Below are 26136 nucleotides of genomic sequence, written 5' to 3'. Positions count from 1 at the left end.
GAAAAGTTATGTAAGATTTAAGTTTCACAAAATTTTAAATTTTTTCAAAAAAAACTTGCGTAGTTAAATGACTACATTTAAATTTGTAGTCAAATAACTTCATAATGAATTTAAGACGTGATGTTTTTCAGGCAATTGCCGATCCTACAAGAAGATCGATTCTCGCTTTGGTTGCTGCACAATCGATGACAGCCGGAGCGATTGCTTCAAATTTTGATACAGCGAGACCGACCGTTTCAAAACATATTCAGATCTTAACTGAATGCGAACTGTTAACTTCCGAGCAAAACGGAAGAGAAATAATTTACCATCTTAATCCACAAAAAATGAAAGAAATAGCCGATTTTATTGAGCCTTTCCGTAAAATGTGGGACGACCGCTTCAATTCTTTGGAAGCAATTATGAAAAACTATAAAAACAAATAATCAATATGGAACTCAAAACAAAAATTAAAGCAGAAGAAAACACACAGGAACTCTTTATTACCCGTGAATTTGACCTTCCTCTAGAATTGCTTTTTAAAGCATACGAAGATGCAGAAATTGTAGAACAATGGATGAATACAAAGGTGATAAAGCTTGAAAATCATAAACACGGAAGCTGGAGATTTGAAACCTCACATTATGGAAATGTTGTATTTTCTGCAAACGGAGTCATCCTTGAATTTATTCCTAATGAAAAAATAACCCGAACTTTTGAAATGGAAAACACACCGTTCCCTGTACAGCTTGAATTTCTGACTTTTGAAGAAATCGGGGAAGACAAAAGCAAACTTACTATTCAGCAGGTCTTCAAATCGGTAGAATTCAGAGATCAGCTTTTAAAAATGCCTTTTGCAAAAGGATTGAGCATGGCTCATGATAAGCTTCAGAATATTTTTACCCAATCAAAATAATCTAAAAATGAAAAAAAGAAACAAAATCATTTACTGGATTGCCACAATTTTTCTTTCCATCGGAATGTTGGCGGGAGGAATACAACAAATGCTTCAGATAGGAGGCTACAACGAAATAATCACCAAGCTGCATTACCCTTTATACGTTTTATCGATTTTGGGAGTCTGGAAAATTTTGGGTGTAATCGCAATTCTCATTCCGAGATTTCCATTGCTGAAAGAATGGGCTTATGCAGGTTTTTTCTTTGCCATGTCGGGCGCAGCAATTTCTCATTTTGCATCAGGCGAAAGTTTTGCAGAAGCAGTTCCAGCTTTGATATTATTGATCGTAACTGTTTTATCCTGGTATTTCAGACCTGCAGACAGAAAAATAACCTCAAAAAACAACGAAAATGAATCTGCAAGCTGAACAATTTTTCGGAAAAGCCAAAAAATGGAAAGAAGAATTTTATTTACTGCGCGAAATCGTTACTGAAAACGAAGATTTGGAAGAAGATTATAAATGGATGCATCCCTGCTACACATTAGACGGCAAAAACGTTGTGCTGATCCACGGTTTTAAAGAATATTTTGCATTGCTTTTTCATAAGGGCGTTTTGATGAAAGATCCTGATCGTATTTTGATTCAACAGACTGAAAATGTACAGTCTGCAAGACAGATCAGATTCAAAAATATTGAGGAAGTAGAAAAGCGGCGGGAAGTGATAAAAAAATATATTCAGGAAGCTGTAGAAATAGAACGATCCGGGCAAAAAGTAGAATTGAAAAAGGCTTCAGAATATCCTGTTCCTGAAGAATTTCAAAGAGCTTTGGATGAAGATTCCGCTTTAAACCAATCATTTTATGCTTTAAGTCCGGGAAGGCAAAAAGGATATTTATTCTATTTTAATCAGGCAAAACACTCCAAAACCAGAGAAAGCAGAATTGAAAAATATTATCAGCAAATCCTGGATGGAAAAGGAATTGACGATTGTTTTTAAAATTTGCTTAATCTGCAATATCTGCGAGAAATATCAATACTAAATTTCTTTACATAATAAAAAGAGGAATTCCTGTTTTCAGAAATTCCTCTTTACTAAAATGATATTTTATTTTTCTTTCACTTCTTTTGTAATCTGTTTTTCAGCATTTTTAGCCTGTTTTTCCTGAGCCGCTTTTTCTTTTCGCTGCTGTCTTTTTGTTTTTTTCTCGGCACGTCTTTCTTCACGAATTACTTTGTTCGATTTTTCGTTATACAAAGCATCGATAATTCCCTGTCCTGTTTTGCTGAAAATTTTAATTTTAGGTTTTTCATGGGTTCCCGTAACTACAATTGGAAAACCAATTAATCCTCCCGGAAGAATTCCCACACGAATTCTAAGATCAAGAAGCCCGTTAAAACTTGTTGTCCCGCTGATTGTAGGTCTTAAAATAGAAACTTTAAAGGTGAACTTATCTACATGAATAAGGTTATTATTGATGTGTGTTTCTATATTTACTCCTTTCATATCGGGATCATTAAAAGCTTTTGCGCCGATATTATCACCAACTGCCGAAAGCATTTTCAGGTTTTTCACTTCTACGTCACGGAGATTTACCACACCTCCACCTTCTAAAGACGGGTAAATCGGTTTCATGTTTTTATCGAAATCACCTTTTAATTTGTAATCAAGAGAAACAATTCCTTTTACGTTTTTGGCTGCAGTTGCCATTTCACGCACCATATCGATTTCATTATACGCTCTTTGTACATCAAAATCTAAAACTTTCAGAGCAATATCGTAATTAGCCGTCAACGGAGATTCGTCCTGATAACGCGCATCGATTGTCATCCTGCTTCCTACCACATCAAATGAAGTGTTTTTAAGAAAAACTTCGCCTTTATTGACTGAAGCCAAACCGAAAAGATTATTAAGGTTTAATCCTTTAAATTCTACATTTTTAGCATCTGCTTCAAGCGAAACATCCAGGTTTTTAGGGATAATCACAACACCGCTGCTCTTCGGGTTTTCTACTTTTGCATAATCTACTTCTATTGATTTTTTTGAATTGTCACCATCTTTCAGCGCCATAAACTCGTCGATGAGAATGTAGCGGGATTTTAATTTAAACTTACCGTGAAGCGTACCTCTTCTTTCGATAAAATAATTAATTGTGTTTAAAAGATAACCATTTAAAGCAAAATCTGACTTACCGTAGTTGGCAAAAAACTTCCTGAACCACATTTTTTCATTCTCAAACTCAAAGTTTCCTTCCCTAATGTAAAATGATTTCGGAAGATATTCTGTAGTCGCTTTTATATTTTTTAAAATTAAATTTCCACGATTGTCTAATCTGCTGTATTGCCCTGTTGTAGCATAGCTTTGTCGTCCGTTTAAAGACAGATCTGCCATAATCAGTCCGCTTACATCCAAACCTTTTTTGGCAAAAACTTTATAGATTCTTCCAACATTCAAAGTACCTTTTGCACGAACTTTATACAATACATCTTCAAAATTCTGCAAATCTGCATTCACAAAAACAGGATTTCCTTCAAAATCAAATTTAAAAGGATCGAGCTTTACGCCCAAACTCTTAAAAGTACCGTCAGTATTGATAATATTGGCAACAATATTAATATTCTGAATCGGGTTAGGATAATATTTTGTTTTCAGCCAACCGTTTTTCAGATTGAGGTAACCGTTGGTTTTCGGGAATAATTTTTTATCTAAACTAAAAATTCCGTTTGCCTTGATATTGGTGTCCATCAAACCTCTTGCGTCAATATCTTTTAAACCTAAAGCCTGGGTTAAAGTCTGAAGATTAACCGCACCTTTCACATCGGCATTGATCTGCATTTCGTTTAAACCTTTCGTTTTTACGACCGCTTTAAAATTATTATTCGGACCGAGATCGAAGCTTAGGTTTTTGAGGTCAAGTCCCAATTGTTCTGTGTTTAGATCGGGTAAATCTACATTCAGATCCATATTAAAATTATTCATCGGAACCGGAGCTTTTCCGTTTGAAACAAAACCGTCTTTTACAAAAAGTCTTGCTTTCAGTCTTGGTTTTTGATTTTTCGGCTCGCTGAATCTTCCTTTCAGGCTGAAAAACAGGTCGCTTTTCCCTTCTATCTTCGTATCTTTTGCCCAGTCTAAATATTGTGGCGGAAGCACAGAAATCATATCACGAATCGTTGTTTTCTCGGATGCCGCTTTAATGTCGAGATTATAACCGTCTTTTAAAATACTTACAAAACCCGTAAATTTTAAAGGCAAATCATTAATTCTCAATTCGTTTTTTCTCAAAACAAAAGTTAATGCATTCGTATTGATTCTTGTAATCAAATCGGCGTGCAGCGTTTTTTGTTTAGCGTAGTAAGTTCTGTTTAAGCTAAAATCTAATTTATCAATATCAAGATCTGTTGTAAGATCAAAAATATCTTCGCTTAACCCTCCTTTTCCTGTATAATTCAACCCTTTTGCATCTACCAAAACTCTTGCAGCATGGTCGTTGTATTTAATATTCCAGTTTCTTAATTTAATTAAATCGAGTTTAATTGAAGCTCCTGTTCCTGTTGTATCTTTGGGTTTATCTGAAGGTTTAGAGACATAAACATTGTAGTTTGCCTCCCCTTTCATATTTACGAAAACATTTGCAGTTGCATCGGTAACGTAGATTTCATCAATTTTTACTTCTCCGTCGAAGATCAGGTTTTTAAGATTGATTCCCACTGCAACTTCTTTTGCGGCAAGTAATGTATCATTCTGAAAAGGTTTTGAGCCTTTCAATAAAAAATCGTCTACCGAAACGGTCAATGAAGGAAAGTGCCTGAAAAAAGTAAGGTGCGTTTTTTTATAATCAAGCTCGCCTGCAAGATGTTTGTTGGCAAATAATTTTACCTGCTCAGAAACTGTTCCCGGAAATAAAATGGGAATAATAAACATAAGAAAAAGAATGGATGCAATTGAAATTCCTGTCCATTTAAGAATTTTCAAAATTATTTTTTTAAATCTTTCCATGATCTGATAATTTTGAGATTTATACTGAGAAAAATCTATGATAATATTTCTGTACTATCTAAAATCGAGCCATTGAAAACCTTATGCATAACGGAAATAAAACATGAAATCTGATTATCAGATTGTTTCAATTAGCTTTTTATAATTTTTCTTTTTTTATTGTTTATTATTTTTGAAAACTGCTTAAAACTTAGATCCTGTTTAAATTTATTGGAAAAACGCAAAGACGCAAGATTTGATAATAGTTCTTTATTTTTTAAGACGCAAGGAGAAAATCAAAGGTTTTCTTTTATAATGCTGATCAATTTTATTGAAGATAAAATCCTTGCGCCTTAAAGCGTGCTATAGTTAAACAATTTTACGCCTTTTTGCGAAAAACTAATCATAAAATTCATATTTATTATTTTAAACAAGCTCTTAGAACACATTTTAATTTTGCTAAGAATTTTAATTAATTATTTTTTAATATTAACCTGCAATAAACTATTCAACTCACCGTTGTTTAGGCAGATTTAAAGATTTATTTCTCAATGTTTTGAAGATTGGATATTTTTACTTCTCCATAATAAACTTTTATTTCAAAAATAAACTATAAAAATTGATACAGAAAACATCATTAAAAACTGCAACAACAATTGCTGCAGTCTGCTTTAGCTCGGTTGTTTTTGCACAGCAGAAATACTCGATAAGCGGTACGGTAAAAGACAAGAAAAATGGCGAGCTGCTTCTGGGTGTTGCCGTAAAAATCGCCGAAGATCCCACCATTTCGGTTGTTGCCAATGAGTACGGATTTTACTCTCTTTCACTTCCCAAAGGTTCTTATACTTTGGTGGTTTCTAATCCAGGTTTTAAAGATTTTCAGCAGTTGATTAATGTTGAAGGTGATGTAAAGCTCAATCTTGATTTAGATCAGGAAGGCGAGGAAAGAACTGCTAAAATTGATGAGGTTATAATTTCAGGCGTTAAAAAAGATAAAAACCTCTCTTCTGCACAAATGGGAACCGAAACTTTAAGCATAAAGCAAATAGACAAACTTCCCGTTTTGTTTGGTGAAAAAGATGTGATGAAAACAATCCAGCTTTTACCCGGAATTAAAAGCAGCGGTGAAGGAAGCAGCGGGTTTTCTGTAAGAGGCGGCGCAACTGATCAAAACTTAATTTTGCTTGATGAAGCTGCAGTTTATAACGCATCGCATTTGCTCGGATTTTTCTCTACATTCAACAGTGATGCGCTGAAAGATGTGAGCATTATCAAAGGAAACAGCCCTGCTCAATATGGTGGGAGACTTTCTTCTGTTTTGGATGTAAAAATGAAAGACGGAAACAGTAAAGATTACAATATAAACGGAGGAATTGGTTTAATAAGCAGCAGATTAAGCGTGGAAGGACCGGTTCAGAAAGAAAAATCTTCATTTATTGTTTCGGGAAGACGAACGTATGCAGATGTTTTCCTGAAAGCAACCGATGATTTTAAAGATAGTAAATTATATTTTTATGATTTAAACCTAAAAGCCAATTATCAGATTAATGATAATAACCGATTATATTTATCGGGATATTTCGGAAGAGATGTTTTAGGCTTAGGCGACACTTTTTCTACAGATTGGGGAAATACAACCGCTACTCTACGCTGGAACAGCATTATCAACAGCAAATTATTTTCGAATACTTCATTCATTTACAGCAATTACAATTATAATGTAAGCTTAAGCAGCAACAATAATACTTTCGGGCTTGATTCTGAAATTGAAGACTGGAATCTGAAGCAGGATTTCTCATGGTTTGCAGGGAATAAGCACAATGTGAAGTTTGGTTTACAGTCAATTTATCACACCATTACACCAAGCAGCGCTTCGGGAACAAGTGTGAGCAGCTTTCCGAGAAACCCGAGATATTCATGGGAAAATGCGGTTTATATTAATGATGATTTTAAAGCAACAGAAAAGCTGACGATTAATTACGGAGCAAGACTTTCAATGTTCAGTGTTTTGGGAGGTGATACTTTTAATACTTATGAAAACGGAGTTTTAACCGATTCAGAATATTTAGAAAAAGGAAAATTCGGGAAAACATATGTGAATCTTGAGCCGAGAATTACCGCAAATTACAGAATTAATGAAGTAAGCAGCGTAAAAGGAGGCTATTCCAGAAACACCCAAAATTTACATTTATTAAGTAACAGTGGAAGCGGAAACCCAACCGATCAATGGATTGGAAGCAGCTACACCGTAAAACCTGAAATTGCAGACCAGATCAGCGCAGGTTACAGCAGAAACTTTAACAACAATAATTATGAGCTGAATGCCGAGATTTATTACAAATCGATGCAGAACCAGATTGATTACAAAAACGGAGCGCAAATTACTTTCGATACCGCAGCAGACGTAGAAAGCGAACTGCTATTCGGAAAAGGAAGAGCTTACGGTTTAGAATTAATTGCCAAAAAGAAGAGCGGAAAACTGACCGGCTGGATTTCTTATACTTTATCTAAAACCGAAAGAAAAATCAACGGAATTAATGATAATGAATGGTACGACGCAAGGCAGGATAAAACGCATGATCTTTCTGTTGTAGCAACGTATCAGCTCAATCCGAAGTGGTCTTTCTCGGGATTATTCCTTTACAGCACAGGAAATGCAGTGACTTTCCCAACCGGAAAATATGAGTTGAACGGACAAACAATCTTCCAGTACAGCAGCAGAAATGCAGACAGAATGCCTGCTTATCACAGAATGGATCTGAGTGCAACGTATGAACCAGTTTCTAATAAACGCTGGAAAGGCTCATGGTCATTCGGAATCTACAATGTGTACGGAAGAGAAAATGCATACACGATTACTTTTGAAGACAATCCGAATAATCCGGGAACGACAAGAGCAATGCAGACTTCACTTTTCAAATGGGTTCCGAACATTACTTATAACTTCAAATTTTAAATTTAATTAATGAAAAATATATTTTTAATCATATTGTCTTTATTTTTAGTCACTTCTTGTGAAAAAGAAATCGATCTGGATCTTGAAGACCAAAGCGGAAACATCGTCATAGAAGGAAACATAACCGATCAGGATGGACCGCATTATGTAAGAATTACAAAATCGGTTGCATTTACTCAGCAAAATGAATATCCACCGGTAGAAAATTATTATGTTCGACTGACTGATGATTTCGGACAATCAGAAACTTTAAATTATGTAGGTGACGGATATTACAAAAGTTCTATTATTGAAGGGATACCGGGACACACTTACACTTTAACAATAAAGATAGAAGAAAAAGAATATATTGCACAAAGTAAAATGCCTGAAGCAGTTGACTTTGAAGGTTTGGAACAAGATTCTTTTATGGTCGGCGGTGAAACAAGTTATACACTTTTACCGGTTTTTACAGATCCTGCTGATTTAGGGAACCGTTATTTATTCAGCTATACCATAAACAGTAAACCTAAGCAATATTTTTCGGAGTTTTCTGATAATGTAAACAACGGAACGGCCAATCAGCGTCCGTTGATATTACCCAATGATGATGGAGATGAACCGACTGCTGTAAAAGTAGTTGCAGGAGATATTATTAATGTTGAAATGAGATGTATCGACCAAAATGTTTATACTTTTTACTCGGCTCTGCTTCAACTTTCGGGAGGTGGTCCCGGTGGAGGAATTACTCCAGCAAATCCGCCAAGTAATATTAGTAATGGTGCTTTAGGATATTTTTCTGCACATTCCGTAAGAAAGAGAAGTATTATAATTCAATAAATTTGATTTATTTTTAAATAATTTTCAGTGAAATTTTTAGAAAGATTTAAAAAGGTTTCGCTCCTACGGAGCTCAAGATATTTTTGAGAATCATTTTCTACAAAGGTTTTACTCCTACAGAGCAAATCATCTTATTCAAACTCAGATTAAATTAAATGTAAAGTTATTTGAGAAAAAAATTAAGAATATAAAATTTAAATAGGCTCCGATTTTATAAAAGCTATTTTGTTAATTCAGAATAGCTTTTTATATGCTTGATTATCAAAGTTTTTATTTAAAAGAAATAAAGTTAACAAAAATTAACATTTTTATGATGTAACAAATATTCCCTCACTGGTGTCTTATATTCAAAATAAAAACTTTAATGAAGAAAATATTAGCACCCGTTGCTTTATTGATAGGAACTCTTGCTTTTGCACAAGCTGAAAAAGATACCATAGAATCTAAAGTAAAAGAAATAGAAGAAGTGACTTTTGTTGCAAGAAAACCCACGGTGGAATCTAAAGTTGACCGTACTGTTTTTAAYGTGGCAAACAGCTCTATTCTTGCAGGAAATACAACGTGGGATGTTCTTAGAATGACTCCTTTGCTGAGCGTTGACAGCAATGATGCTTTAAAAGCAGAAGGAGAATCTGTAACAGTTTACATCAACGACCGAAAATCGGTTTTTACAGGAAAAGAATTGAAAGAATACCTGCAAACAATCCCTGCAGATAATCTGATGAAAATTGAGGTTATTACAAGCCCTTCTTCAAGATATGAAGCAACTGGATCGGTCATCAATATTGTTCTTAAAAAGCGTGATGATGAAGGTATGAAAGGAAGCATAACGTTCAACAACAGGCAAAATACACAAAATTCTCAGTACACCAATCTTAACCTTAATTATCATAAGAAAAACTTTACACAGACCCTTGTCGGAAGCTACAGCGATAACACGTGGGTACAAAGAAACTCTTTTCTGAATACAGTTTATGAAAATAATGTAATTACCGAAGGATCTACCAAAAATATTTATAAAGGAAAAAACCCTTCCGTCTCTTCAACTTCAGAATATGAGTTAAACGATAAAAACACGATTGGAGTGATTCTTGAAGCGTACCAAGGCAAAAGAAGCAATTCTTCGGAAGCAGGCGGATCTCGCTCTGAGAACGGTGTTTTAGATTATCTCTACGATCAAAATCAGAATTCATCTACGCTCAGCCGTACTTTGGGAACCAATTTTTTCTATAAATATTATGATAAAGAAAAAAATACGATCCTCGACATTAATTTAGGAACCAACTACGACGGCGAATCTGATAATAATTATTTTATTCAAAACAAAGTGTTTCCTGCTACAACAGAAATTCAGGAAATAGGCGTGCTTTCTGATGTTGAAAACCGTAATTATTACATCAAAGTAGATTATACAAAAACTTTGGGGAAATCGGGAGGCAGCTTTGAAGTTGGGGCTAAAACAGATTTTAACAATAATGTAATTCCTAATCAGCTTTACGGAAATCAGTTGTCAGATTTAAGTACAGGTGATACTTTCCATTATCAGGATAATATCAGCTCTGTATATGCTAATTATTCTAAAACTTTTTTCGAAAAATTAGAAACAAGAATCGGTTTACGTTACGAATACATCGATTACAAAATCCGTCAGGATGTAGCGGGAACTTCAAGACATGATTCTTACGGGACGTTTTTACCTAATATTTTAGTTAAATATTCTTTTTCAGACAAATATGATCTGAGCTTAACCTACAATAAAAATATCTGGCGACCTTGGTATTCTGAATTTAATCCTTTTATGCAGCCTACCAACGACGGATTTTATACTCGCGGAAATATGGATCTGAACCCGAATCCGAGCGACAGATTGTATATGAAATTCGGATTTTTGAAGAAATATTTCCTTTCTGCAAGATATACATTCACCGATCAGGATTACTGGACAACTTATATACCCGAAGGCAACAAAATTATTCAACAGGAAGCCAATTTTCTTGGGAAAGTACACAAATATTATCTCTATGCAAATACCAATCAGTCGCTTCTTAAAAATAAACTGAATGTAAATATGAGCTTCGGATGGAATTACATTGATAATAGTGATTTTAACACGAAAAACGGTTTAAGACCAGATAACAATTACATAAGTTATTGGGCTGGTTCTGCCAACTTAACGTACACCAACCTTTTTAATAAAAATATTAATCTAAGCGGTTGGGTAGAAGTTTCTAATCAGAATAACGGTAACTCTATTGCCAACAGAACCAATGTTTTCCATAATATTTCGGCCACAAAGATTTTCCCAAAATCTCAGCTGGAATTTAGCCTGCAACTGATGAATATTTTTGCAAGGCCAACGTTTGATTCTACAACATTTACTCCCGACGGAAGCCAGAGAAATTCCACTAGATCAGACTGGTACGGAGTTTCGTTTTCTATTGTAAAAAGATTCGGAAACCAGAAAGTAAAAGAAAATACCAAAACCGATGTTGAGAAAAACAGCGGCGGTGCAAAATAAGAAGTTTTTTTATTGTTAGAACGGATGGCGAGCAATTAACCGTCCGTTTTTTTGTTTTAATTTTTGAAAAATTTAATAGTAAGGTACATTTTTTTATAATTAATAAATTTTTAACACCTCAATGGCATAAATATTATTACATAAATAATAAATACTATAAGGATGGAAAAAAAATTACTTAACAGTTACTTAGCCTTATGCATCAAACAACAGCTGGGCTTAGAGGTAGACCTTACCGATCAATATGATTTTGCAGAAAATCTGGTATCAAAAAAAAATATTATTGCCCCGACTTTTACAGAAAAAGTTTTGTCTGATAATGAGCTTAAAATGTTTTTATCGTCGTTAATCACAGAATTAAACAACGAAAAATGCAGCGCAGACGATATAAAAGAACGGTTAAAAAAACTTCAGCATCCACAAACTGAAGAAATTAAAAGAATCATATAAAAAAAATAAATCCCGACCATTTTTGCCGGGATTTTATTTTTAAAAGAAATTATTTTAAGCGTTTTGCTGCATAAACATTGCAACTTTCTCTTCAAGATCTTCAAGGTTGAAAGGCTTCGCAACGTAATCATCCGCATGAGCTTCTTTCGCTAAAGCTACAATATCATTATTTGCCGTCACATAGATTACCGGAATAGATTTAAACTCTTCATGGCTTTTTAAAAGCTTTGTTGCCTCTACTCCGCCTATTCTGGGAATCCAGTTATCCATAAGAATTACATCAGGCTTAAAGCTTGAAACCTTTTCGATGATATCATGAGATGTTTCTGAAATTTCGACCTGATAACCGTTTTCTTCAAAAATGATCGTAATCACTTCCAGAATTGTTTTATCATCATCAAAAATCAAAATTTTCTTATTACTCATTTTTTTTATTTAGATTTAATTTRGGTTGTTTTTTTATAATTGATTGATATAATCTGCCAGATTTTCGGGTTTAATAAGCAGATCATATTTTACTTCTTCTGCAGCATGTTTCGGCATATAATCTACTTCGGCTGTTTCCGGATCCTGAATCCAAACCTTACCATTGTTTTTTTTGATATAAGACAAACCTTCCACTCCGTCTGCATTGGCTCCTGAAAGCAAAATCCCTACCAAATTTTTTCCGTAAACTTCTGCTGCAGATTTAAAAGTGACATCAATTGACGGACGTGAATAATTCATCTTCTCTGAGCTGTCAAGAGACATTGTTTTTTTATTTTCAAATAAAAGATGATAATCTGCAGGAACGATATAAATTTTATTTTTTTTAATGTCTGTTTTATCATCAATCTCCAATACTTCGGTTGAAATAAACTGTTGAAGTAAAGTCTGCAAAATATTGGATGAATGCGCTTTTCTGTGCAATACCAATATGATGGGGAAGTTTAGCTTTTCTTTGATTTTTTTAATCATTTCCAAAATAACCTGCAGGCTGCCCGCAGATCCGCCAACCAAAACCATTTCTGTATTTTTGCTTTCATTCTTCATGATAAAAAATATTAGTTATGATCTATTTTTTTCCAGATTCTCTGATCATCAACCTGGTGAAAATTTTTATCTAATTTAGAAAACCTGATCGTTTCTTTTGCTCCTAAAGCCAGAAATCCTAAATTTTCTAAGCTGTTATCAAAAAGTTTAAAAACCCTTTCCTGCAAACCACGGTCAAAATAAATGAGCACGTTTCTGCAGATGATCAGCTGAAAGCTGTTAAACGAGCTGTCTGAAACCAGGTTATGCGTCGATAAGATCAGTTTTTCCTGAAGGCTTTTATCAAATTTTGCACTGTCATAATTGGCAGTATAATWATCTGAAAAATCTTTTTTTCCACCAGATAATATATAATTCTCAGAGTACAGTTTCATTTGCTGTAAAGGAAAAACGCCTGATCTTGCGGTTTCTAAAACCGACGGATTGAGATCTGTGCCGTAGATCAGACATTTATGATACAGATTGGCTTCTTTCAGTAAAATTGCCATAGAATACGCTTCTTCGCCGGTAGAACAGCCTGCAACCCAAATCCTGATCAGCGGATAAGTTCCCAGTTGCGGCAGAATCTTTTCTCTTAAACTTTTAAAAAAATGCGGATCCCTGAACATTTCGGTTACATTCACCGTTACTTCTTCCACAAAACGCTTTAAATATTCCGGTTCATTGATGAGGGTATAACGCAGTTCTGCAAAACTCGTAAATCTTTCGATCAGGCAAATACGGTTGATCCTCCTTTTAAAAGAAGCTCTGCTGTACTCGGAAAAATCGTATCCGTACAGTGCGTAGACATCTTTGATAAGATATTCTACTTCTTCATCTTTTATAATACTTGGTTCGAGCATTTTTTAAAGTTTTTCGAGCGCAGTTAGCAATACATCAACATTTATCGGTTTTGAAACATAATCATTGGCTCCTGCATCCAGACATTTCTGGCGATCTTCGGGCATTGCCTGCGCAGTAACGGCTATAACAGGAACCTTGCTTATTTCAGGGGTGTTTCTGATGATTTTTATGGCTTCATAACCATCCATTTCAGGCATCATCATATCCATTAAAACCACAAAAATATCTTGGTTGTTTTTAAGCATATCTATAGCTTCCAAAGCCATGGTAGAACTCTCAATCTGATAGCCTTTTGATTTCAAGGTCAGCTTCAGGGCAAATATATTTCGCGGATCATCATCCACTATTAAAATTTTCTTATTCATCAGAATGATAGCTTTTTAAATTTCATACAACCAAACTCTAAGCAATGATAACAGCTGATCAATATCTACAGGTTTTGAAATATAGTCTGAAGCTCCTGCATCGATGCATTTCTGGCGATCTCCGATCATTGCCTTTGCTGTAATCGCAATAATTGGCAGCTTTGCAAATTTCGGCATTTTTCTGATCTCCTGAATGGTTTCGTAACCATCCATTTCGGGCATCATCATATCCATTAAAATCACATCAATATCGGGGTTCTGCTTAATCTGTTCCAAAGCGTGTTTTCCATCCATTGCAACGATGGCTTCCACTTTATATTTCTCTAAAGATTTGGTTAAAGAGAAAATATTTCGGGCATCGTCATCCGTAATAAGAATTTTTTTGCCACTTAAAACTTCTGTTAACGAACCCAGAGTTTTTGTTCTGAGGTTTTCCAGAGAATTATTTTTTTCTTCAACCAAATGTAAAAATAAGCCTACTTCATCCAAAATTCTTTGGTAGGAATGTGCGGTTTTTACAACGATAGAATCTGCATACTGCTTTATTTTCAGTTCTTCAGACTGAGATAGATTTCTTTCTGTAAAGATAATAATCGGAAGATTCTCAAGACCATCGTAACTTTTGATCGATTCTATTACCTGATATTCATTTCCGCGGGAATCGCCAATATCTAAAATCACACAATCGGTCTGGTTAGAAGTGAGTGCTTTTACAACATCTTCTACATTATTTTCGATGGATAAAGAGATGTTAAAATTACTTAAGAAATAAGACAATGCACTTGCATGTTTTGCGTTTTCTTCCACAATCAGCACTTTCTGAGGAGATTTTCTGATCGCTTCTTCAATTTTTTTGAAAACATCCGCCATCTGATCCAAAGCCATTGGTTTATTGATGAAATCAATTGCACCTTTCATCAGACTTTCTTTTTTCACATGAAGCACAGACATCATGTGAACCGGAATATGTTTGGTTTCGGGATTAGATTTCAATTCATCCATCACTTTCCAGCCGTCTTTTACAGGAAGTTGCACATCCAATAAAATCGCTTGCGGATGATATTGCTGTGCAGCAGGTAAAGCGTGATCTCCTCTTACCACAACAATCCCTTTATAATCCTGTGTTCTGGCATATTTTAATAAGGCTTTTGCAAAATTGGTATCGTCTTCGATAATTAAGATTACTTTATCTCCTTCATTGATACTGTCTCTGTCGTCATCAACATTTTCAGGAATTTCAAGGACGATTTTTTCATAATATTCCGTTTCGCCATCATCCAGAATATTCTGAATTTCTTCTACATCTTCACGAATAATATCTACCAATTGCTGATCGGTTTCATGTTTTGCAATTTCGGAAATCGGTTTTATCGGAATATTTAAAATAAACTCGCTTCCTTCACCTACTTTACTGATTAAGCTCAATTCTCCGCCCAGTAATCTTGCAATTTCGCGGCTGATCGATAATCCTAAACCTGTTCCTCCAAACTGTCTTCTGGTAGAACCATCGGCTTGTTGGAAGGCTTCAAAAATAATTTTCTGCTTATCTTCGGGGATCCCGATTCCTGTATCTTTTACAGAGAAAATGATGAAGTCTTTATTTTTAGGATCTTTTTTAATGTTTAATTCGATGCTTCCCTCTTTGGTAAATTTCAAAGCATTGGAAAGAAGATTTCGCAACACCTGATCTACACGTAAACGGTCTGTTTCGATATTTTTCTCAGCTTCTTCATCAATATTGATATTGAATTGAAGTTTTTTATCTAAAAACACAGCTTTAAAGAGGTTTTTTAAATCTTTTACAACCTCAGAAATCTCTACATCATGATATTCTAAAGTCATTTTTCCGGATTCTATTTTAGCTAAATCTAAAATTTCGTCAATCAAAGTAAGTAAGCTACTTCCTGAGCTTTGAATAACTTTTGCAGATTCTACCTGATCTTCATTAAGGTTTTCTTCAGGATTTTCTGCCATCAATCGGGAAAGAAGAAGAATTGAATTTAAAGGAGTGCGCAATTCATGCGACATATTCGCCAGAAATTCCGACTTATATTTGGTACTTAAAGCAAGTTCTTCTACTTTTTTCTGAATCTCATTATTTCTTTCGGCAATCAGATGGTTTTTGTCTTCCAGTAATCTTGAGCGTTCCTCCAGTTCTGCATTTGCCTGCATCAATTCTTCCTGCTGCACTCTAAGTTCTTCTTCCGAAGCCTGCAATTTTTGGGTTTGAGCTTCCAATTCTGTATTAAGGTTCTCTAATTCTGAATGCTGCACTTGTAATTCTTCAGACTGAGCCTGGGTTTCTTCCAATAACTGCTGCTCTTTTTCACGTCCTTAATCCGTTGATTTTCAACTTACTGCTTGCAAAACTTACTACAAAATCATCTTCTTTAAGATCATTATAAACCTGAGGTTTTTCATTCACAAAAGTCTGACCGATCATTCCTTCACCAACCTCAAACGTTTTTTTCATGCAGTTTTCTAATCCGAAAGCGCTGTTTAATCTTAAAATTCCTTCATCAAATAAGTATAAGGAACCATTGATGCAGTTTCCGTAGGCAATCAGTTGAGAAAGAGCTTTTTCAGAAACGTCTTTCACCGATTTGTTTCCAACAAGAGATTCATTCAATAAAGCAAGACCTTTTTGTCTCCAATCACTTTTATTAATAGTTTCAAAAGCTATTTTCAAAGAATCTGTCATGTGGTTGAGAGATTCTACCAGATCTCCCAGATCATCCTGCGAATTGTCTACTGCTTTTTGGCTGTAATCACCATTAGCAACACGATTGGCAATCTTCTGGATAGCAGTAACACGTCTGGAAATTTGGGCATCTTTATCTCTTAAATCTTTTTCAAGCTTTTCTCTGCGTACAAGATCTGATCTTAATTTAAAATAGAAAAAGACCGTCACTACAATTGCCGAAAGCGCTGAAAATAAGATAAATAAAACCGTTGTATTTGAGGAACTGTTGAGATCTTTACTTTTTATCTCAAGCTGTGATTCTTCATATTTTACAAAGTCATTTACCACTTCACGGCATTTATCCATATACACTTTGCTCTCCAAAATCTGCTGTTGAGTCATCACGATACCTTTTCGTCTGTTTTCAACATAAAATTTCAGATTATTGATGCTTTTTTCAACGTTTTGTTCTAAAAGCTCTAAGCGTTTTTGCTGTTTTTCATCATCTATATCTAAATTTTTCGCAAGCTCAATGGCTTTCGAATATTCATTTAAACTACGATTATAGGGCTCAAGAAGGCTTTCCCTTCCTGTTAACTGATAACCCCTGCTTCCGGTTTCAGCGTCTAAAAGTGCTACCAAAACATCTTTTACGGCTGTTGCTGCACGTCTGCTTTTTCCAACGCTTTCACGATGATTCATCTGGTTCTGAATACTCAGATATGAAGCAATTGAGCTTGCAATAAGTATCAACAACGAAAAACCAACTCCGAACTGCAGATTTCTTAATATTTTTTTCGGCATAAAATTAATTTAATGGTAATGTGAAATAAAATGTAGAACCTTCATCTACGATACTCGAAACGCCAATGTTTCCGTGGTGCTGCTTGATAATTTCAGAACAGATATAAAGTCCGATGCCCATTCCCTGAAACTGAAGTGATGATTCTTCTACACGATAAAATTTATGAAAAACAGCTTCCTGCTTAAAATCCGGAATACCGATTCCGAAATCGGTAACGCTCACCTTTACTTCCTGCTCTTCTTCATCTACGAAAGTGGTAACGATTACCTGATGATTTTCGGGCGAATATTTTATGGCATTGGTTAAAAAATTGATCAAAACCTGCTCAATACGAATAGAATCCAAAGGAATAAGAACATCAGGAATAAAGCCGTGACGATCAATTTTCACCATTTTCTGATCCTGTGTCTGCAGAATGGTTTCGATTGCATTTTGTATTAATTCATCAAGATTGGTCGGTTTTTTATTGATTTTAAGCTTGCCGTTTTCAATTTTAGAAACATCCAGCAAATCTGAGATCAGAGTATTAAGCTTTTCAATCTGATCCTGAACTTTCAGCATAAATCCTGCTTCTGCGCTTTCCTGAGCAAGCTTCAGTTTACGGTCTAAAAGCTGGATGTAGGCTTTAATGCTCGTTAAAGGAGTTTTCAGTTCATGGCTTGCAATACTCAAAAATTCGTCTTTTTCTTTCTCTACTTTTTTCTGATCGTCGATATCAGTAAAAGTTCCTACCCAGGTTTTGATTGCATTTTCTTCTCGCACCGGCGTTACACGAAGCAGATGATACCTGAAATCTCCTGATTTTATATTTTTGATTCTCACCTCCAGTTCGAGTGCTTTTCCTTTCTTTTTACAGCGTGAAAATTCTTCGGTAATGCAAAAATCATCAGGATGAGTTTCGGGGAAAGAAGTATCTGAACGTGAATATTCGTACCATTTTCCGTTCACAAAATCTACCGTTCCCTGCTCATTAATTGTAAATGCAATTTGAGGTAAAGATTCCAGCATCAGATGAAAATGATCGATCTGCGACTTCATGGTAACCTGAGATTCACGTCTGCCTTTCACTTCAAGCTCAAGGCTTTGCTGCGTTTTCCGCATTGCAATATTCTGCTCCTGCAGATTGTAAAATGTTTTTACTTTCAACAACAGAATTTCCGGATCTACGGGTTTTGTAACATAGTCTTTCCCGCCCGAAGCATAGCCTTTTGTAATAAATCTCTTTTCTGTATTGACAGCCGATAAAAAAATAATGGGAATATCTTTGGTTCCGCTGTATCCTGCGAGTGTTTCGGCAACTTCAAAGCCATCCATTTCCGGCATCTGTACATCCAAAATAATTAAGGCATAATCATTTTTTAATGCTTTTCCCAATGCTTCCGGGCCAGAATCTGCTGTATCTACCTGAAAGTCTTTAGATTCTAATAATTTTTTTAATGAAAATAGATTGTTTTGATTATCATCGACGATTAAGATCATATCTAGGTAAAATCAATTGTTTGTTTAATTTTTCAAACTCAAAAATACTTACAATAATTCGATAAACAATTATTTATAAATCTTTTTTATCATAATCTGAATTAGCGGTAACATATTTACAATTTTCATGCAAAATATTTATAAAACACAAATTTATTTAAAGATATTTTCAACGAAATTGAGTTCGCATAAAAAATTCAAATTTGAAGGGACAATCTTTATGTAAAAACTGATCATAATCGTAGAGCCTGTTTAAAATTTATATTTTTAATTTAAATAAACTTTATTTATTTTTTTTAAAACATTAAGTCATTAATAATCAATTCATAATGAATATTTTAAGAAATCAATAAATTGATTTTGATTTAAGTTTATTAAGCTTAAGTTTCTGAAATCTTACTTCTTAATATTCAAAAATATCTTCTAAAAATTAAACAAGCTCTTAGAAGATCTTTCGGTTATTATCAGGATTTTGAGTATATTGTGATTGATTTATAATAAAATTAGGTTTTACGAAATCCTAATTTAAAACTAAAACGCAAGTACACTTTTGCCCAATAAAAACTTTTACTTAAACCATGAGAAAAACATTGCTGGTATTTTTAGGTTTCATCTCTATGAATATGTATTCGCAACAACAGAAAAACAATGAGCATTTTACAGTGCGTGTAAAAGAAAAAATGGGCGACCTGAACAGAGACGGATTACAGGATAAAGTAATCTTAACCATGGATACCGTCGATGTGCAACGACCCCTGAAATTACAGGTTTTTCTGCTGCAGCCGAACAGAAAACTCAGATTAGAATTTTCTTCGAAAGAGGTTTTTAACCCTCAATATCCTGATGGAAAATACGGCGGCGATCAAATTCCGGATATCTCTATCGAAAACGGAAATCTTATCCTTACGACTGAAATAAAAGATGCAAAAAAATCTCATACTTTCCGTTATCAGAACGGAAAATTTGAACTCATTAAAATCTCTGAAATAAATTGGGACGGTAAAGACATCACTACTGAAACAAAATTTGATCTGGTAAAAGGAGAAAAAACCGAAACCAGCAAATCGCTTGGTTCGGAAAAAGCAAAAAAGAAAAAACCAACGAAAATTGCTATAAAAACTTTACCTACTTTGCAAAATTTCAAAAATCCTGAAAATCAATTCGAATAAATTATAATGAATTATGTTGACAATAAAGTAACATAATTGCTTTATTAAATAAAAAAATAAAAGTTTAGATACCACACGATTTATGTGCGGCATATGGATTGATGTATGCAATGCACACCACAATCAATTATATTATTATGAATTTTGAATTGCCTGCATTAATTGCGGGCAATTTTTTTTGACAAAATAAATCGCTATTATTTTCCTATTCAATTTAAACATAAAAAATACCACATTACAAAAAATAAACCTTTGTAAATCAGGTATAAAATCTAAGAACATTGAAAAAAAACAACATTTAAAACCAATTAAGGCACAAAAAATGCATATAAGTAAATACCAACCAAAAAATTTATTATTATGAGAAGTATATTATGGCTTGTTGCAGTGATCTGCATCGTAGTATGGTTATTAGGAATGCTTGGAGTGATCCCAGGAATGGATACCGGAAGCTTAATTCACGTTCTATTAGTTATTGCAATTATCGTTGTATTAATTAATTTAAATATTCAATAAAGATTTACTGATATTTATGTTGCATATGCTCTTGCATTCTGGAAAATATTTAAACCTACAATTTTTCCATCTGCATTTTTATAAATTACTTCTACCGAGAAACTAGATATTTCGTAGAGTACGTATTTGAACGAGGTCATTACTTTTTCGTTTAATAATCTTCCCTGATTTAATACTATTTCAGATTGAGTTTGCGATGGTAAATTGCTAAATTCGTAAAGTGAGATCTCCATAATTGTTGTTTTTATTCAATACTTATAATCTTCACTATACAATTTCTTTACCAATCTTCCTGCGATAATTTATAAATGTTAATGATTTGATAATTTAACAAAACCAACAGGCTATTAATTACCTTTAAGCCATAAAAAATAGTTTTCAGACCCAATATTTATCCCCAAAAACAGCAATTTAAATAAATGTTTTTTTAATTTAACTTTAAAATAAAACTGAATATACTTCCCTTTCCCACTTCGCTTTCTACAGAAATACTTCCACGTTGAGCCTCAATAAATTCTTTACTGATGCTGAGTCCTAAACCTGTTCCTTCAGTTTTTGTTCCGGGAACCCTGAAATATCTTGTGAAAATATGCTTCAGATATTGCTCTTCAATACCTAAACCTTGATCTTTTACAGAAAATTTTACATTTTCGGCATCAGGTTTTTCAACTTTTATAATAACATCTGATTGCTCGTAAGAGTAACGGATTGCATTAGAAACAATATTATTGAGAACCCACAACGTTTTTTCCTGATCTGCATTCATTATTTCTAAACCAGAATCTATATCCGTAACGATTGATATCTGCTTTTTGTCGGCTGCAGATTTGTTGGTTTTAATCACTTCTTCAAGCATTTCATTGATCTTAAAAGACCGAATATTCAATTGGCTCAAACCGGTTTCCAATTGAGCTACATTTAATAATTCAGCGGTTATTTTAAGCAATCGTAAAGCGTCTTCATCAATGCCTTTCACCAGTTTTTGCTGTTCTTCATTCAGGCTGCCGATTTTTTCATTTTCCAGGAGCTGCAATCCCATTTGTATAGAAGAAATAGGCGTTTTAAATTCGTGCGAAACGGTTCCAATAAAACGGGTTTTTGCCAGATCTAATTCTTTAAACGGTGTAATATTGCGAAGCATAATGACCTGCCCGATAAAACGGCTGTCTTTTTCGCCGGTAGGAATAACATTGATATCTAAAATTTCTTTTTCAAAGTAATTTTCTTTTCCTTCCACAAAAATTTTCAATAATTCTGCAGGATTTTTCTCTGCATCCGGATTGATGATTTCTTTAATAAGATCACGCACCAAATCGTTACTCACGGCAACATCCTGAATGAGTTTACCCACAAAATTTTCTTTTTTAAGACCGGAAATTTTTAAGGCTTCATTATTTACAAAAAGGACTTTCCTGTTTTCGTCAATCCCGATTACGGCATCGTGCATGTTATCGATCAGGGTTTCGATGCGCTTTTTTCCTTTTAAAATTTTATCAATACGACTTTCAGAATATTCCTGAAGTTTTTCAGCCATCGTATTAAAAGATCTCGCCAGTTCACCAAACTCGCTATTGCTTTCAAACTGCACCCTTTCTCTGTAATTTTGATTGGCAATCTGATGAATGCTTGAAGTCAATTCACGAATCGGGTTTGAAATATTGGCCGGAAGATTCACCATCAAAATAAATGCAATTAAAAAGCATAAAGTTCCGGCGATAGAGATCACCGCAATTGCATTTTGTGCTGTTGTATTGGCAATTCCGCTTTTAATTTGGATGGCATTCATATTGAGCTGCATCAACTCAGCAATATCTTTCCGGATCGCTGAATGCAGGCTTAAATTACCTTCATCATTTTTTAAATCTGAAAAATGAGCGAGTATATTTTTTGTAGCTTCTTTTTCTCCATCTTCTGTAATATTCTGACGCTGCAGATCAAGATTTTTTTGAAATTCTGCTGTTGCTAAAGGTTCTTTACCAATTTCTTCGAGTGATAACAGCATATTCCGGGAATACTGCAACGTATTGTAGTTGTCGGTAAGAATATTCTGAGTATCTTTTTTAAGCTGATAAATAAACCATCCACCCAAAGTTGACAGCACAATTATCATAAAAAACAGCAGACCAACACCTGCATTAAGCTTTGTTTTTATTTTCATTACGACAAAATTACTAAATCTACGTTCTGTTTTGAAAGTCTTTTGAGTAAGGAATTAAAAGTATCGGTTGCCAGAATAATTCTCCAGATATCCAGATGTGGTTTTCCGATGCAAACAGTTGTAATTTTACGCTCTTCACATTGCTCCATAATTGTCATGGCAATATTTTTACTTTGAATTTTTATGATTTCTGCGCCCAATTCTGTTGCCAGCTTAAAATTGTTAATCAAATGTCTTTGCTTATTAAGCGCAATTCTGTCAGCCGATTCACGAGGAACCTGAACATACAGTAAAAACCACTGACTGTTGTAATAACTCGCCAGTCTCGCCGTTTTTCTGATCACATTTTTAGCCGTAATTTCATTTGAACTGATGCATGCGAGAAATTTTTCTTTCCTTAAAGTTTTTCCGGTTATAACTTCGGTTTCTACTTTTCTGGTGACCTGCGAAGCGACTTCTTTCAAGGCAAGCTCACGAAGCTGAAGAATATTTTCGTTTTTAAAAAAATTGCTCAGTGCAGAAGATACTTTACTTTGATCGTAGATTTTCCCTTCTTTTAATCGGGTAATCAATTCATCGGCAGTAAGGTCGATATTCACCACCTCATCGGCAGAAGCCAAAACAGTGTCGGGAATTCTTTCGGCAACTTCAATTCCTGTCACGTTTTTTACCTCATCGTTTAAACTTTCTAAGTGCTGTATATTTACAGCGCTGATAACATTAATTCCGGCATCTAAAATCTCAAAAACATCCTGCCATCTTTTTTTGTTTTTGCTTCCTTCAATATTGGTATGAGCCAATTCGTCAATAATAACAATTTCAGGACGCAACACAATAATCGCCGGAACATCAAGCTCATCGAGTTCTTTTCCTTTATAAAATAATTTCCTTCTGGGAATAATAGGAAGACCTTTCAGCAAATCGTGGGTTTCCTTGCGATTGTGTGTTTCTACATAGCCAATTTTTACATCAATCCCGTTTTGAAGAAGCACATGAGCTTCCTGCAGCATTCTGTAGGTTTTTCCCACACCTGCGCTCATCCCGATGTAAATTTTCAGTTTACCTCGCTTTGAGTTGTTAATTAGCTGTAGAAATTCTTCCGCTGATTTTCTTGATTCGTTCATTATTGAAATGATTATTTGATAACAGTTATAAAATTTTTTAAAACCATTAAGGTCGTTGAATTTTTAAGGTCAAATACGATATATATATTATTTTAGTTTCACCAAGGTGAATCATTAAGCTGCATACTTAAATCAATTTATTGATTCTTAATAATCCTTAATCAATTAACTATCTTAATGGTTAGAAAAAGTTTCAAATTTCACCATTATTTCACCTTGATTAAAATGAAACAGCCAATGCGGTAGTTGCTGTCAAACTATTTTTATTAAACTCATCTCTCCTATTTGTAAAGATAGCATCTTTACTATTTAAGTTTCTGATTTCCATCCGCCATACAAGATTGGGAAATATCTGATAATCTGCATTGAAAGAATATCCGAAAGTTTTGAAACCGTTTTCTGTACCTGTAGAAATGATTACTCCTTTTTCATCCTGATAATATTCTCCTCTTGCCGTAAAACTCAGTTTATCTGTAGCATTATATTTTCCGATTACAACCGGAGTGTACCAAATATTATATTGATTACTTCCCTTTGCTTTTTGCTCAGCACCAATGTCAAAACCGGCTGTGATTCCAAACTTTTTATTGATTTGATATACCGCATACAGATTATGGAAATATCGCATCTGACGAATACTGTCGGGCTTGTCATTTCCTATGAAAGAACTGCTGTTAATCGTCAGTTTTTCATTAGGTTTAAAAATCAGTTGATGTCCGAATGCGGGAGTAGAATTTCCGTCAACTCTCTGAATGCGTTGCCAACCGTTGAGAACCAAACCACTTAGAAACCATTTTCCGCTTTCAGAAGTGTAAGAAATTTTTGCACCGGTTTCAAAATAAGGAGAATTGTCTGCAAAGAGACTTCTTGTGAGCGTCCAGTTATCTTTTCCGATTGCACTTTCAAAACCTAAATGCGACGGGAAAATTCCGGCATCAATCCATAAATTATGTTTTTTGGAGATTTTCAAACCTGCATTTGCTTCATAAATATTTTTCATAACACCTTGTTCGGAAGCATAATTGGCATTCATATAAGTTCCTACAGCCAGAGCTAGATTGGCTCGTACATTTTCGGTGTTGTAGGCAGTTTTTATAAAAGCTAAATTGATATTAACTTCATTATTCCGATTGTGACTATACACAAAGCCAGGTCGGTTATTGTTTTTAGGGTTATTAAAATCTGCGGTATAATAAACTTCAGCGTATCCGTTTATTGTAAGGGGTTTATTGATTGAGTCATTTTGAGCAGATGCCGTAATTCCGCATACAGCTAATAAAACAAAAAGTATTTTTTTCATTGATTTTTAAATTAAGGAATGTAGAAGAATTTCATTTAAAAAATAAAATTCACATTTATAGAGATTGATTTTTATAATCTATTTTTCACTTATTTGATCAAGTGCAATATTCAATTTAAGAACATTGATTTTTTCGGGACCAAATAATCCCATTAAAGGTTTCTCTGTATGTTGAGCGATGAGGTTATTGATTTCTTTCTCGTAGATATTTCTGCTTTTAGCAATTCTTTTGGCCTGAATTTTAGCAGCCTGAACCGAGATATTAGGATCAAGTCCGCTTCCGCTTGCCGTCACCAAGTCTGCCGGAATTTCAGATTTTGCAATTCCCGGATTTTTCATCAGAAAGGTATCGATGCGAGCCTGAACTTGTTTTAAATACTCTTCATTTGATGGACCTTTGTTGCTTCCTCCAGAACCTGCAGCATTGTAATCTACCGAAGAAGGTCTTGACCAAAAATATTTATCGTCGGTAAAAGACTGCCCGATATTCGCATAATAGGTTTTATTGTTATGTTGAATCAAATTTCCTTTGCCATGATTCGGTGAAAGCTGAGCAATCGCCCAAATCGAAACAGGATAAATAATCGCAAGAAGAACGATGCACAAAGCAGTCAGTTTTATTGCAGGTAAAATATGTGTTTTCATTTTTAATAATTTAATGAAAGGCAAATGGCAAGAAGAAATGAGATCGTTAAAAGGACGAAAAATATGATTAGATAATAATAAATCCTCTTGCCAAGCCAATTAGATATTTAGAAAAATAAAGAAACGATGAGGTCTATGATTTTAATACCGATAAATGGAATTACCACCCCACCCAATCCGAAGATGAATAGATTACGTCTTAACAAAGCCGATGCACCGATTGGCTTGTAAGCAACGCCTTTCAAAGCCAGCGGAATCAATATCGGAATGATGATCGCATTGAAGATTACCGCAGATAAAATTGCACTTTCCGGGCTGTGAAGATCCATAATATTTAAACCTTGCAATGCCGGAATTGCTGTAATAAACAAGGCAGGAATAATCGCAAAATATTTCGCAACGTCATTGGCAATACTGAAT

The 26136-nt window shown here is 34.4% G+C and carries 23 protein-coding genes and 1 pseudogene; 10 read left to right on the top strand and 14 right to left on the bottom strand.

Annotated elements, in window-relative coordinates; translation table 11 throughout:
• Window positions 1–104 precede the first annotated feature (104 nt).
• The 4 genes from AB4Y90_RS06185 to AB4Y90_RS06170 are packed head-to-tail and all read left to right on the top strand — an operon-like array spanning window position 105 to window position 1875.
• Entirely contained in the window at window positions 105–425 is a 321-nt protein-coding gene (locus AB4Y90_RS06185; RefSeq protein WP_441556552.1) for an ArsR/SmtB family transcription factor, read from the top strand.
• 5 nt (window positions 426–430) lie between these two features.
• Entirely contained in the window at window positions 431–895 is a 465-nt protein-coding gene (locus AB4Y90_RS06180) for an SRPBCC family protein (protein WP_441556551.1), read from the top strand.
• Between the two features lie 7 nt (window positions 896–902).
• Window positions 903–1304, top strand: coding sequence for a DoxX family protein (locus AB4Y90_RS06175; protein WP_441556550.1), 402 nt, complete (start codon window positions 903–905; stop codon window positions 1302–1304).
• Window positions 1288–1875, top strand: coding sequence for a YdeI/OmpD-associated family protein (locus AB4Y90_RS06170; protein WP_441556549.1), 588 nt, complete (start codon window positions 1288–1290; stop codon window positions 1873–1875). The genes AB4Y90_RS06175 and AB4Y90_RS06170 overlap by 17 nt, the downstream gene beginning before the upstream one ends.
• Before the next feature lie 108 nt (window positions 1876–1983).
• Here the strand turns inward: AB4Y90_RS06170 and AB4Y90_RS06165 are convergent, their stop codons facing one another.
• A complete protein-coding gene (locus AB4Y90_RS06165; protein ID WP_441556548.1) occupies window positions 1984–4875 on the bottom strand; it encodes an AsmA family protein in 2892 nt (963 codons plus the stop codon).
• A gap of 598 nt (window positions 4876–5473) precedes the next feature.
• On the opposite strand from AB4Y90_RS06165, the gene AB4Y90_RS06160 reads away from it, so the two are divergent.
• From AB4Y90_RS06160 to AB4Y90_RS06145, 4 genes are all read left to right on the top strand, one after another.
• Window positions 5474–7810, top strand: a complete 2337-nt coding sequence (locus tag AB4Y90_RS06160) for a TonB-dependent receptor (RefSeq protein ID WP_441556547.1) — start codon at window positions 5474–5476, stop codon at window positions 7808–7810.
• Window positions 7811–7819: 9 nt separating this feature from the next.
• The gene (locus AB4Y90_RS06155; RefSeq protein WP_441556546.1) at window positions 7820–8629 is read left to right on the top strand and encodes a DUF4249 domain-containing protein; all 810 of its coding nucleotides are present in this window, start codon (window positions 7820–7822) and stop codon (window positions 8627–8629) included.
• 364 nt (window positions 8630–8993) lie between these two features.
• The gene (locus AB4Y90_RS06150) at window positions 8994–11147 is read left to right on the top strand and encodes an outer membrane beta-barrel protein (RefSeq protein WP_441556545.1); all 2154 of its coding nucleotides are present in this window, start codon (window positions 8994–8996) and stop codon (window positions 11145–11147) included.
• Window positions 11148–11309: 162 nt separating this feature from the next.
• Complete coding sequence (locus AB4Y90_RS06145) at window positions 11310–11597, top strand: hypothetical protein (protein WP_441556544.1); 288 nt, start codon at window positions 11310–11312, stop codon at window positions 11595–11597.
• Between the two features lie 54 nt (window positions 11598–11651).
• On the opposite strand, the gene AB4Y90_RS06140 is transcribed toward AB4Y90_RS06145, so the two are convergent.
• The 7 genes from AB4Y90_RS06140 to AB4Y90_RS06110 are packed head-to-tail and all read right to left on the bottom strand — an operon-like array spanning window position 11652 to window position 18804.
• Window positions 11652–12023: a response regulator gene (locus AB4Y90_RS06140; RefSeq protein WP_441556543.1), complete on the bottom strand. Its 372-nt coding sequence runs from the start codon at window positions 12021–12023 to the stop codon at window positions 11652–11654.
• A gap of 33 nt (window positions 12024–12056) precedes the next feature.
• Window positions 12057–12629, bottom strand: a complete 573-nt coding sequence (locus tag AB4Y90_RS06135; RefSeq protein ID WP_441556542.1) for a chemotaxis protein CheB — start codon at window positions 12627–12629, stop codon at window positions 12057–12059.
• Between the two features lie 11 nt (window positions 12630–12640).
• The gene (locus tag AB4Y90_RS06130; RefSeq protein ID WP_441556541.1) at window positions 12641–13471 is read right to left on the bottom strand and encodes a CheR family methyltransferase; all 831 of its coding nucleotides are present in this window, start codon (window positions 13469–13471) and stop codon (window positions 12641–12643) included.
• A 3-nt stretch (window positions 13472–13474) separates the two neighbouring features.
• Window positions 13475–13837: a response regulator gene (locus AB4Y90_RS06125; RefSeq protein ID WP_441556540.1), complete on the bottom strand. Its 363-nt coding sequence runs from the start codon at window positions 13835–13837 to the stop codon at window positions 13475–13477.
• Window positions 13838–13852: 15 nt separating this feature from the next.
• Window positions 13853–16147 (bottom strand): response regulator, encoded by a 2295-nt coding sequence (locus AB4Y90_RS06120; protein ID WP_441556539.1) that lies wholly within the window; start codon window positions 16145–16147, stop codon window positions 13853–13855.
• A gap of 16 nt (window positions 16148–16163) precedes the next feature.
• A complete protein-coding gene (locus AB4Y90_RS06115; protein ID WP_441556538.1) occupies window positions 16164–17324 on the bottom strand; it encodes a CHASE3 domain-containing protein in 1161 nt (386 codons plus the stop codon).
• 4 nt (window positions 17325–17328) lie between these two features.
• Window positions 17329–18804 carry a response regulator gene (locus tag AB4Y90_RS06110; protein WP_441556537.1) on the bottom strand — a complete coding sequence of 492 codons (1476 nt, stop codon included), beginning with the start codon at window positions 18802–18804 and terminating at the stop codon, window positions 17329–17331.
• Window positions 18805–19382: 578 nt separating this feature from the next.
• Here AB4Y90_RS06110 and AB4Y90_RS06105 point away from each other — a divergent pair.
• Window positions 19383–19973 carry a hypothetical protein gene (locus AB4Y90_RS06105; RefSeq protein WP_441556536.1) on the top strand — a complete coding sequence of 197 codons (591 nt, stop codon included), beginning with the start codon at window positions 19383–19385 and terminating at the stop codon, window positions 19971–19973.
• Window positions 19974–20333: 360 nt separating this feature from the next.
• A complete protein-coding gene (locus tag AB4Y90_RS06100) occupies window positions 20334–20489 on the top strand; it encodes a lmo0937 family membrane protein (protein WP_441556535.1) in 156 nt (51 codons plus the stop codon).
• A gap of 14 nt (window positions 20490–20503) precedes the next feature.
• Here the strand turns inward: AB4Y90_RS06100 and AB4Y90_RS06095 are convergent, their stop codons facing one another.
• From AB4Y90_RS06095 to AB4Y90_RS06070, 6 genes and pseudogenes are all read right to left on the bottom strand, one after another.
• The gene (locus tag AB4Y90_RS06095) at window positions 20504–20722 is read right to left on the bottom strand and encodes a hypothetical protein (RefSeq protein WP_441556534.1); all 219 of its coding nucleotides are present in this window, start codon (window positions 20720–20722) and stop codon (window positions 20504–20506) included.
• 194 nt (window positions 20723–20916) lie between these two features.
• Entirely contained in the window at window positions 20917–22647 is a 1731-nt protein-coding gene (locus tag AB4Y90_RS06090) for an ATP-binding protein (RefSeq protein ID WP_441556533.1), read from the bottom strand.
• The gene (locus AB4Y90_RS06085; protein WP_441556532.1) at window positions 22647–23771 is read right to left on the bottom strand and encodes a sensor protein KdpD; all 1125 of its coding nucleotides are present in this window, start codon (window positions 23769–23771) and stop codon (window positions 22647–22649) included. Before AB4Y90_RS06085 ends, AB4Y90_RS06090 begins: the two co-directional genes overlap by 1 nt.
• Before the next feature lie 220 nt (window positions 23772–23991).
• Window positions 23992–25071 (bottom strand): porin, encoded by a 1080-nt coding sequence (locus AB4Y90_RS06080; RefSeq protein WP_441556531.1) that lies wholly within the window; start codon window positions 25069–25071, stop codon window positions 23992–23994.
• 78 nt (window positions 25072–25149) lie between these two features.
• A complete protein-coding gene (locus AB4Y90_RS06075) occupies window positions 25150–25716 on the bottom strand; it encodes a K(+)-transporting ATPase subunit C (RefSeq protein ID WP_441556530.1) in 567 nt (188 codons plus the stop codon).
• A 107-nt stretch (window positions 25717–25823) separates the two neighbouring features.
• Window positions 25824–26136, bottom strand: a pseudogene (locus AB4Y90_RS06070) (potassium-transporting ATPase subunit B); the annotation flags it as partial.

It is taken from the genome of Chryseobacterium sp. 2TAF14, assembly GCF_052115105.1.
Taxonomy (GTDB): Bacteria; Bacteroidota; Bacteroidia; order Flavobacteriales; family Weeksellaceae; genus Chryseobacterium.
Note: the sequence above shows the minus strand (reverse complement) of the source record. Positions and strands in the feature narration are given on the sequence as shown.

What these genes read in the sequence shown, in the direction of transcription:
- AB4Y90_RS06185 (WP_441556552.1), top strand. Translation starts at nt 105, where the DNA reads ATGAATTTAAGACGTGATGTTTTTCAGGCAATTGCCGATCCTACAAGA.
- AB4Y90_RS06180 (WP_441556551.1), top strand. Translation starts at nt 431, where the DNA reads ATGGAACTCAAAACAAAAATTAAAGCAGAAGAAAACACACAGGAACTC.
- AB4Y90_RS06175 (WP_441556550.1), top strand. Translation starts at nt 903, where the DNA reads ATGAAAAAAAGAAACAAAATCATTTACTGGATTGCCACAATTTTTCTT.
- AB4Y90_RS06170 (WP_441556549.1), top strand. Translation starts at nt 1,288, where the DNA reads ATGAATCTGCAAGCTGAACAATTTTTCGGAAAAGCCAAAAAATGGAAA.
- AB4Y90_RS06165 (WP_441556548.1), bottom strand. Translation starts at nt 4,875, where the DNA reads ATGGAAAGATTTAAAAAAATAATTTTGAAAATTCTTAAATGGACAGGA.
- AB4Y90_RS06155 (WP_441556546.1), top strand. Translation starts at nt 7,820, where the DNA reads ATGAAAAATATATTTTTAATCATATTGTCTTTATTTTTAGTCACTTCT.
- AB4Y90_RS06145 (WP_441556544.1), top strand. Translation starts at nt 11,310, where the DNA reads ATGGAAAAAAAATTACTTAACAGTTACTTAGCCTTATGCATCAAACAA.
- AB4Y90_RS06140 (WP_441556543.1), bottom strand. Translation starts at nt 12,023, where the DNA reads ATGAGTAATAAGAAAATTTTGATTTTTGATGATGATAAAACAATTCTG.
- AB4Y90_RS06135 (WP_441556542.1), bottom strand. Translation starts at nt 12,629, where the DNA reads ATGAAGAATGAAAGCAAAAATACAGAAATGGTTTTGGTTGGCGGATCT.
- AB4Y90_RS06125 (WP_441556540.1), bottom strand. Translation starts at nt 13,837, where the DNA reads ATGAATAAGAAAATTTTAATAGTGGATGATGATCCGCGAAATATATTT.
- AB4Y90_RS06115 (WP_441556538.1), bottom strand. Translation starts at nt 17,324, where the DNA reads ATGCCGAAAAAAATATTAAGAAATCTGCAGTTCGGAGTTGGTTTTTCG.
- AB4Y90_RS06110 (WP_441556537.1), bottom strand. Translation starts at nt 18,804, where the DNA reads ATGATCTTAATCGTCGATGATAATCAAAACAATCTATTTTCATTAAAA.
- AB4Y90_RS06105 (WP_441556536.1), top strand. Translation starts at nt 19,383, where the DNA reads ATGAGAAAAACATTGCTGGTATTTTTAGGTTTCATCTCTATGAATATG.
- AB4Y90_RS06100 (WP_441556535.1), top strand. Translation starts at nt 20,334, where the DNA reads ATGAGAAGTATATTATGGCTTGTTGCAGTGATCTGCATCGTAGTATGG.
- AB4Y90_RS06095 (WP_441556534.1), bottom strand. Translation starts at nt 20,722, where the DNA reads ATGGAGATCTCACTTTACGAATTTAGCAATTTACCATCGCAAACTCAA.
- AB4Y90_RS06090 (WP_441556533.1), bottom strand. Translation starts at nt 22,647, where the DNA reads ATGAAAATAAAAACAAAGCTTAATGCAGGTGTTGGTCTGCTGTTTTTT.
- AB4Y90_RS06085 (WP_441556532.1), bottom strand. Translation starts at nt 23,771, where the DNA reads ATGAACGAATCAAGAAAATCAGCGGAAGAATTTCTACAGCTAATTAAC.
- AB4Y90_RS06080 (WP_441556531.1), bottom strand. Translation starts at nt 25,071, where the DNA reads ATGAAAAAAATACTTTTTGTTTTATTAGCTGTATGCGGAATTACGGCA.
- AB4Y90_RS06075 (WP_441556530.1), bottom strand. Translation starts at nt 25,716, where the DNA reads ATGAAAACACATATTTTACCTGCAATAAAACTGACTGCTTTGTGCATC.